The 5,721-nt window shown below is 61.2% G+C and carries 8 protein-coding genes; 3 read left to right on the top strand and 5 right to left on the bottom strand.

Annotated features, from left to right (window positions below; translation table 11 throughout):
• Window positions 1-19: 19 nt before the first annotated feature.
• The 5 genes from ACK1VC_RS24080 to rplU all read right to left on the bottom strand — a co-directional run bounded on the left by ACK1VC_RS24080 (window position 20) and on the right by rplU (window position 3,707).
• Complete coding sequence (locus ACK1VC_RS24080; RefSeq protein ID WP_016484834.1) at window positions 20-481, bottom strand: CreA family protein; 462 nt, start codon at window positions 479-481, stop codon at window positions 20-22.
• A complete protein-coding gene (gene proB / locus ACK1VC_RS24075) occupies window positions 478-1,596 on the bottom strand; it encodes a glutamate 5-kinase (protein WP_016484833.1) in 1,119 nt (372 codons plus the stop codon). The genes ACK1VC_RS24080 and proB overlap by 4 nt, the downstream gene beginning before the upstream one ends.
• An 85-nt stretch (window positions 1,597-1,681) precedes the next feature.
• On the bottom strand, window positions 1,682-2,908 hold the full coding sequence (cgtA, locus tag ACK1VC_RS24070; RefSeq protein ID WP_016484832.1) for an Obg family GTPase CgtA: 1,227 nt from the start codon (window positions 2,906-2,908) through the stop codon (window positions 1,682-1,684).
• A gap of 188 nt (window positions 2,909-3,096) precedes the next feature.
• Window positions 3,097-3,354 carry a 50S ribosomal protein L27 gene (gene rpmA / locus ACK1VC_RS24065; RefSeq protein WP_003247464.1) on the bottom strand — a complete coding sequence of 86 codons (258 nt, stop codon included), beginning with the start codon at window positions 3,352-3,354 and terminating at the stop codon, window positions 3,097-3,099.
• Window positions 3,355-3,392: 38 nt separating this feature from the next.
• Window positions 3,393-3,707: a 50S ribosomal protein L21 gene (gene rplU / locus ACK1VC_RS24060; protein WP_003247466.1), complete on the bottom strand. Its 315-nt coding sequence runs from the start codon at window positions 3,705-3,707 to the stop codon at window positions 3,393-3,395.
• Window positions 3,708-3,951: 244 nt separating this feature from the next.
• Here rplU and ACK1VC_RS24055 point away from each other — a divergent pair, with 244 nt between their 5' ends.
• From ACK1VC_RS24055 to ACK1VC_RS24045, 3 genes are all read left to right on the top strand, one after another.
• Window positions 3,952-4,920 (top strand): polyprenyl synthetase family protein, encoded by a 969-nt coding sequence (locus ACK1VC_RS24055; protein ID WP_023048269.1) that lies wholly within the window; start codon window positions 3,952-3,954, stop codon window positions 4,918-4,920.
• A 163-nt stretch (window positions 4,921-5,083) separates the two neighbouring features.
• A complete protein-coding gene (locus ACK1VC_RS24050; protein ID WP_016484830.1) occupies window positions 5,084-5,425 on the top strand; it encodes a zinc ribbon domain-containing protein YjdM in 342 nt (113 codons plus the stop codon).
• 84 nt (window positions 5,426-5,509) lie between these two features.
• The coding region (locus ACK1VC_RS24045; RefSeq protein ID WP_449118058.1) for a PA4570 family protein at window positions 5,510-5,721 on the top strand (212 nt) is incomplete at its 3' end.

The following is a 5,721-nucleotide window of genomic DNA, read 5'->3' as shown; positions in this document are numbered from 1 at the left end:
CCGGCAATCTACCAGGCTATCAATGCGCCCAAGGCAGGATCGGAATTGCGGTCACCGCGTTCTGCGGGCTGCCTTCGATCATGCGGTCGCTGTACACCAGGTACACCAGCGTGTTGCGCTTCTTGTCGAGAAAGCGCACCACCTGCATGGTCTTGAACACCAGCGAGGTGCGTTCCTTGAACACTTCCTCGCCATCTTTCAACTCCCCCTTGAAGTTGATCGGCCCGACCTGACGGCAGGCAATCGACGCCTCCGCACGGTCCTCCGCCAGCCCCAAGCCACCCTTCATGCCGCCAGTCTTGGCCCGGGACAGGTAGCAAGTCACGCCCTCGACCTTGGGGTCGTCAAACGCTTCGACCACGATGCGGTCGTTCGGCCCCAGGAACTTGAAGACAGTGGACACCTGGCCGACTTCTTCGGCCCCTGCCAGCATTGGCAGCACCAGTGCCGCCACGCCAATCACCCGCTTGAACATGCTCATACCAGCACCAGATTGTCGCGGTGCACCAACTCGGGCTCCGCACTATAGCCAAGGATGGACTCGATGGTATCGGACGACTGACCAATGATCTTCTGCGCCTCCAGGGCGCTGTAGTTGGCCAGCCCGCGTGCCACTTCAACACCGTCCGGGCCAACACACACCACCATCTCGCCACGGCGGAAGCTGCCCTGCACGGTCTTCACGCCAACCGGCAGCAGGCTCTTGTTGGCCTGGCGCAGTGCCTGCACGGCACCGGCATCCAGCACCAGGGTGCCACGGGTCTGCAGGTGGCCGGCCAGCCACTGTTTGCGCGCGGCCAGCATGCCACGCTCGGGCGACAGCAAGGTACCCAGGCGCTCGCCTGCCTTGAGGCGGTCCAGCACGCGTTCGATGCGGCCACCGATGATGATGGTGTGGGCACCGGAACGGGCGGCCAGGCGCGCGGCGCGCAGCTTGGTCTGCATGCCGCCACGGCCCAGGGCACCACCGGTACCACCGGCCACGGCATCCAGCGTCGGGTCGTCGGCACGGGCTTCGTAGATCAGCTGGGCTTCGGGGTTGTTGCGCGGGTCGGCGTCAAACATGCCATCGCGGTCGGTGAGGATCACCAGCAGGTCGGCCTCGACCAGGTTGGCCACCAGCGCCGCGAGGGTGTCGTTGTCGCCGAAGCGGATTTCGTCGGTGACCACGGTGTCGTTCTCGTTGATCACCGGCACCACGCCCAGGTCGACCAGGGTGCGCAAGGTGCTGCGGGCGTTCAGGTAACGCTTGCGGTCGGACAGGTCGTCATGGGTCAGCAGGATTTGCGCGGTGTGCTTGCCATGCTCGCCGAAGCTCGACTCCCAGGCCTGCACCAAACGCATCTGGCCAAGCGCGGCAGCCGCCTGCAGCTCGTTCATCGCGCTCGGTCGCGTGGTCCAGCCCAGCTGGCTCATGCCGGCAGCCACGGCCCCGGATGAGACCAGTACCAACTCCACACCTGCCTCACGCAGCGCGACCATCTGCTCGACCCAAACGGCCATGGCGCCGCGGTCGAGGCCTTTGCCATCGGCGGTCAGTAGAGCACTGCCAATCTTCACGACCCAGCGCTTGGCGCCCGTCACCTTGCTTCGCATCTTCTTCCAACCTATGTCGAATCTGTAGATACCGTGGATACAAAAACGCCGCTCCAGAGAGCGGCGTTTAGTGTACTGCAACCGGTCAGTCGCGCACGTAAATGATTTCCGGACCGTCTTCGTCGTCCTCGAAATCATCATCCCAACCGTCATCGTCGCCGATGTCGTGCACGCTCTTGACGCCAGTACGGCGCAAGGTACGCGCGTCGTCCAGGGCCTGCAGCTGGGCGCGGGCTTCGTCTTCGATGCGCTGGTCGAGGTCGGCCAGTTCTTCGGCGTAAGCCGGGTCGTTGGCCAGGCGGTCGGCGCGGTCTTCGAGGTAGCGCATCAGGTCGTGGCTGAGCTTGTCGGTACCCTGCTTGGAGATAGCCGAGATCACGTAGACCGGGCCTTCCCACTCCAGGCGGTCGATCACCTCCTGAACACGCGCATCGCGCTCGTCGTCCATGACCATGTCCGACTTGTTCAGTACCAGCCAACGCTCACGCTCGGCCAGCGACGGGCTGAAGCGGGTCAGCTCGTTGACGATCACTTCGGCAGCATCGGCCGGGCTGCTTTCGTCCAGCGGCGCAATGTCCACAAGGTGCAACAGCACACGGGTACGCGCCAGGTGCTTGAGGAAGCGGATACCCAGGCCGGCACCTTCGGACGCGCCTTCGATCAGGCCGGGGATGTCGGCAATGACAAAGCTCTTCCAGCGGTCGACGCTGACCACGCCCAGGTTTGGCACCAGGGTGGTGAACGGGTAGTCGGCCACTTTCGGCTTGGCGGCCGATACCGAGCGGATGAAGGTACTCTTGCCGGCGTTCGGCAGGCCCAGCAGACCAACGTCGGCCAGCACTTTCATTTCCATCTTCAGGTCGCGCTGGTCACCCGGCTTGCCTGGCGTGGTCTGGCGGGGTGCACGGTTGGTGCTGGACTTGAAACGGGTGTTGCCCAAGCCGTGCCAGCCGCCCTGGGCGACCATCAGCTTCTGGCCAGGGGTGACCAGGTCACCGATCACTTCCTGGGTGGAAGCATCAATCACGGTAGTACCGACCGGCACGCGCAGGAACAGGTCTTCACCCTTCTTGCCGGTGCAGTCGGTGCTGCCGCCATTGGAGCCGCGCTGGGCTTCGTGGTGACGGGTGTAGCGATAGTCCACCAGGGTGTTCAGGTTTTCGTCGGCGACCATGTACACCGAGCCGCCGTCACCGCCGTCACCGCCGTTAGGGCCACCGTTCTCGATGAATTTTTCGCGACGGAAGCTCATGCAACCGTTGCCGCCGTCACCGGCCTTGACCCGAATGGATACTTCGTCAACAAACTTCATTAAAACCGCCTCTCGTCGGTAGACGAGTTGAATGACTCAAAAACATGAGGCTCTTGCAAAAATGAGCGCGGCGGCCCCGTACGACCGTAGAAACCAACGCCGGCAACCCAGACAAACAGCTTTGCAAGAGGCTCACCACAAACGAAAAAGCCCCGTCGCATGACGGGGCTTCTGGAGCGACGTCGCGATTAAGCGGCGACGATGCTCACGTAACGGCGCATGAACTCGCCTTTCTTCTCGAACTTGATCACGCCTTCGATCTTGGCGAACAAGGTGTGGTCCTTGCCCATGCCAACGCCGTAGCCAGCGTGGAATTCGGTGCCGCGCTGACGGACGATGATGTTGCCTGGCTTGATAACCTGGCCGCCATACATCTTCACGCCAAGGCGTTTAGATTCTGAGTCGCGACCGTTACGAGTACTACCACCAGCCTTCTTGTGAGCCATGGTTCAATTCTCCAAATAAATTCAGGGGATCTAGGGGATTAAGCCTGGATGCCGGTGATTTTGATCTCGGTGAACCACTGGCGGTGGCCCATACGCTTCATGTGGTGCTTACGACGACGGAACTTGATGATGCGAACCTTGTCGTGGCGGCCTTGCGAAACGACTTCGGCCACTACTTTAGCGCCAGCAACAACTGGAGCACCGATGGTGACTTCTTCACCGTTGGCGACCAGCAGAACGCGATCGAAAGTCACGGATTCGCCAGTGGCGACTTCCAGTTTTTCGATCTTGAGGAATTCACCTTCAGCGACTTTGTACTGCTTGCCGCCGGTAACGATTACTGCGTAAGACATGGTATTTCTCCGATAATCCTGCTCACCCAGCGCTTTATATGATGAGTATTGGCTGGCATGGCTGCACAAGGCTGGAACGGCCCGGCGCAATTGCGTAAGGCAGGTGCTGCCCAGGAAGTTAGGGTGCGCGATTGTACGCAACCCTGGTTTTGCTTGCAAGTGCCGCCCCCGGCCCGCTGGCACCGCGCCTTGACACACCGGTACCCGCGACCTAGCATGCCGCGCAACCTCACTGGAGCAGCCGATGCAACCCCAAACCTTCTACCGTGCGGTGGCTGATGATTTCAGCGCCGTCGACGAGATCATCAAGAAGCAGCTGACCTCGCGCGTGCCGCTGGTATCGAAGATCGGCGACTATATCACGTCCGCCGGTGGCAAGCGCCTGCGTCCCCTGCTGGTACTGCTGTGTGGCAAGGCCCTGGGCCGCGAAGGCGACGACCTGCGTCTGCTGGCCGCCACCATCGAATTCCTGCACACCGCCACCCTGCTGCACGACGACGTGGTCGACATGTCGGGCATGCGCCGTGGCCGCTCCACCGCCAACGCCCTGTGGGGCAACGCGCCGAGCGTGCTGGTGGGCGACTTCCTTTATTCGCGCTCGTTCGAAATGATGGTCGAACTGGGCTCGATGCCGGTCATGCAGATCCTGTCCAAGGCCACCCGCGTGATCGCCGAAGGTGAAGTGCTGCAGTTGTCGCGGGTACGCGATGCCAGCACCACCGAGGAAATCTACATGGAGGTGATCCGCGGCAAGACCGCGATGCTGTTCGAAGCCTCGACCCACAGCGCCGCCGCGCTGGCCGAAGCCACCGACGAGCAGCGCGAAGCCCTGCGCACCTTCGGTGACCACCTGGGCGTGGCCTTCCAGCTGGTCGACGACCTGCTGGACTACAAGGGCGACTCGCAAACCCTGGGCAAGAACGTCGGTGACGACCTGGCCGAGGGCAAGCCTACCCTGCCGCTGATCTACACCATGCGCGAAGGCACTGCCGAGCAGGCTGCGCTGGTACGCCAGGCGATCCAGAAAGGTGGCCTTGAGGATCTGGAGCAGATTCGCGTGGCGGTCGAAGCGTCGGGCGCACTGCAGTACACCGCCGAACTGGCGCGCGACTATGTGAAGCGCGCCATTGCCTGCCTCGAAGTGCTGCCAGCCAGTGAATACCGGGATGCCCTGGTTGAGCTGAGCGAGTTTGCGGTCGCGCGCACTCACTGACAGGCCGAGTCGTCTTCATTCGCGGGCAAGCCCGCTCCCACAGGATTCGCCTGTAAGAGCGGGCTTGCCCGCGATGCGTTTTGTCCGGACATAATCACTTCTGGGAAAATACCTTTTACAATGTGGGTTTTTAACCGCCCGTCTGTTTGTTTGAGGAACCGAAGTGAGCACTTTGCCACCCTGCCCAAAATGCAATTCCGAGTACACCTATGAGGATGGCACTCAACTGATCTGCCCTGAATGCGCCCACGAGTGGTCTGCCAGTGGCGACGCCGAAGCGGCCAGCGACGAGGCGGTGAAGAAGGACTCGGTCGGCAATATCCTGCAGGACGGCGACACCGTCACCGTGATCAAGGACCTCAAGGTCAAGGGTTCGTCTTTGGTGGTGAAGGTTGGCACAAAGGTCAAGAACATCCGCCTGTGCGACGGCGACCACGATATCGACTGCAAGATCGATGGCATTGGCGCCATGAAACTGAAGTCCGAGTTCGTTCGCAAAGTCTGATTACACAAAAAAAGGCCAATAGGCGCTTGCTATTCTGATAATAAGAATTATTCTCATTGGAACTGGTATCCAAGGAGAATAGCCATGACTTATCTGATTGACGCCTGGCTTGACCGCCCTCACCCCTACCTGCGCATTCTTCACCGCGAAACCGGCGAAGTGTGCGCGGTGCTTGAAGAAGAAGCACTCGACGAACTGCGTGACCAGGGCGACCTGGACATGAGCGGGCTGAATTCGAGTGAACCTGGGGTGCTCAAGGAGCTGGTGCGCAACTTGTTTCTGTTCTGCTATGCGCG

It is taken from the genome of Pseudomonas sp. XP2 (assembly GCF_053557975.1).
Note: the sequence above shows the minus strand (reverse complement) of the source record. Positions and strands in the feature narration are given on the sequence as shown.